The 786-nt window shown below is 61.7% G+C and carries 1 pseudogene; it reads right to left on the reverse strand.

Annotation, left to right across the window (positions count from 1 at the left end):
* Nucleotides 1-742, reverse strand: a pseudogene (locus LT948_RS33045) (IS3-like element ISPa32 family transposase); the annotation flags it as partial.
* Nucleotides 743-786: the final 44 nt, after the last annotated feature.

Genomic DNA, 786 nt, shown 5'->3' on the forward strand with positions numbered 1-786 from the left:
CGAAAGCCGCTGATACCGTGCTCCACCAGGATGCCGACCGACTCCTTGGTGAAGTCATCGACCACCGTCAGGCATTTGATCCGTCGCCCGGTGCTCAGTGCATCGAAGACGAAGTCCATCGACCAGACCTGGTTTGGTGCGCTCGGCAAACTCAGACGTTCGCGCTCCACCGCGACGCCATGGCGGCGGCGCCGCCGTTTCACCATCAAGCCGGCAGCGCGGTACAGGCGATAGATCCGCTTGTGGTTGACCTGCACGCCAGCACGCCGCAGCAGGATGTGCAGGCGGCGATAGCCAAAGCGCCGGCGCTCTTGGGCCAGTTCCACCAGTTGGGCTTGCAGCTCGGTGTTTTGCACACTGGCTCGCGGCTGGTAGCGCAACACCGAGCGGGACAGCCCGATCAACTGACAGGCACGACGCTCGGAGATGCCGGTTCGCGCCTGCATCTCCTGCACCGCCTCCCGCCGTGCTGTCGGGCTTACCCTTTTCCCCGGGCGACCACTTTCAGCGACTCGATGTCGAGGTGGGCCTCGGCGAGCAACTTCTTCAATCGGCTGTTTTCCAGTTCAAGATCCTTCAACCGTTTGGCGTCCGCCACGGTCATACCGCCAAACTTGGCCCGCCAGGTGTAGAACGAGGCATCACTGAAGCCGTGTCGGCGACACAGTTCCTTCACCGGCACACCGGCCTCCGCCTGCTTGAGGAAGTCGAGAATCTGCTCTTCGGTAAAACGCTTTTTCACTGCCGTCTCCTGCTCGGAAAACGGACTCTACTAAGTTTGACGTG

It is taken from the genome of Pseudomonas sp. CP-1 (assembly GCF_021213715.1).
In the GTDB taxonomy this organism is placed as follows: domain Bacteria; phylum Pseudomonadota; class Gammaproteobacteria; order Pseudomonadales; family Pseudomonadaceae; genus Pseudomonas; species Pseudomonas aeruginosa.